The organism is Stenotrophomonas sp. HMWF003, assembly GCF_003061285.1.
Classification (GTDB): domain Bacteria; phylum Pseudomonadota; class Gammaproteobacteria; order Xanthomonadales; family Xanthomonadaceae; genus Stenotrophomonas; species Stenotrophomonas maltophilia_AP.
The window spans coordinates 1-1,212 of sequence record NZ_QAIW01000318.1; the positions used below are offsets into that span (position 1 = coordinate 1).

Below are 1,212 nucleotides of genomic sequence, written 5' to 3' on the forward strand. Positions count from 1 at the left end.
CCGCACCCTCATCGATCCTGGTAAAGGCCCCCTCCACCGGGGAGGGGGCGTGCCGCAGATGCGGCCTCAAGCGGAACTGCGCGGGGTGTTACTGCGGCAGCACTTCGAGGGTGGCCACATAGCTCAGGCGGCGGGTCTTGGCCTGCTTGAGCGAGGTCTTCTTGTCCTCGCTGCCGGTTTCCAGCCAGTACATGCCGGCCTCGGGCCAGGTGACGCTGAACTCGCCCTTCTTGTCGCTGGTGACCTTGATCTCGTCCTGGGCGTTGCGGTAGCGCGTGCCGCCGCGGGTGATCTCGAACGCCAGGCCGGCGCGCGGCTTGCCGTCGACCAGCACGCGGAAGCGGGCCGCTTCGCCGGCGACCAGGTCATTGGGATGGCCCAGCGCGATCATTTCGATGCCCTGCCGGGTCGGCTTCAGCGCGGTGTCGTTCGGGGTGCCGTTGGTGACGAAGGTTTCCACCCGGCCAACCGACTGCGAGACCTGCAGCTTCTTGGCCTTCTTCGGCACTTCGGTGGCGAACGTGGCGGGGGTGCCGCGCCAGCGCTTGGGCTTGCCGTCTTCTTCCCAGCTGGCCGACAGGCCGTTGTTGACGGTGGCCAGGCGGTAGGTGCCCTGCTGGGTGAGCTCGACATCGAACACGCTGCGGAACTTGCCGGTGGCCGCGTTCTGCGGCTGCACCAGGCTGCCGTCCGGGGCGGTGATGATGAGGTTGTCCAGGCGCAGCGGCACGTGGTTGAAGTAGAAGAGGTCGTTGGACACGGCCGCATCGACGGTGATCCACGGCTTCTCGCCGGCAACGACGGTCTGCGAGGGCTGCAGCCAGGCCTTGTGGGCCAGGGCGGAGAACGGAAGTGCGGCGGCCAGGGCGGCGGCTAGGACGAGCGAGCGCTTCATCAACAACTCCATGTAGGGGGCAGGTGCGAGGGACATGCCTGGTGAACGGGGAACGGTCCGACCGCCGATGCTACGCGGCGGTGCGGGGATGCGGTGTGCCCGCCAGCGAAGGCGGGCGGAAGGTCACGGTTTGGCGCTGAGGGTGACCAGGCCGAGTTCGGTGGCGCCCTGCGCCTTGCCGTTCTGGACGGCGGTGACCGGCCAGGTGAAGGGGATTTTGAGCAGTTCGCGGCCACCGACTTCGCGCACGGCTTCGACCACGAGGGTGTAGTTGCCGGGGGCCAGGGCCTTCAGCGCGGGCTGCTTGTCGTTGAACG

2 protein-coding genes are annotated in these 1,212 nt (G+C 68.1%); both read right to left on the reverse strand.

What is annotated here, in order from left to right; all coding sequences use genetic code 11:
* Window positions 1–88: 88 nt before the first annotated feature.
* Window positions 89–895, reverse strand: a complete 807-nt coding sequence (locus DBR34_RS12975; RefSeq protein WP_128097098.1) for a DUF4198 domain-containing protein — start codon at window positions 893–895, stop codon at window positions 89–91.
* 123 nt (window positions 896–1,018) lie between these two features.
* Window positions 1,019–1,212: DUF2271 domain-containing protein (locus DBR34_RS12980; RefSeq protein ID WP_128097099.1), on the reverse strand; the 194-nt coding region annotated here is incomplete at its 5' end.

What these genes read in the sequence shown, in the direction of transcription:
- DBR34_RS12975 (WP_128097098.1), bottom strand. Translation starts at nt 895, where the DNA reads ATGAAGCGCTCGCTCGTCCTAGCCGCCGCCCTGGCCGCCGCACTTCCG.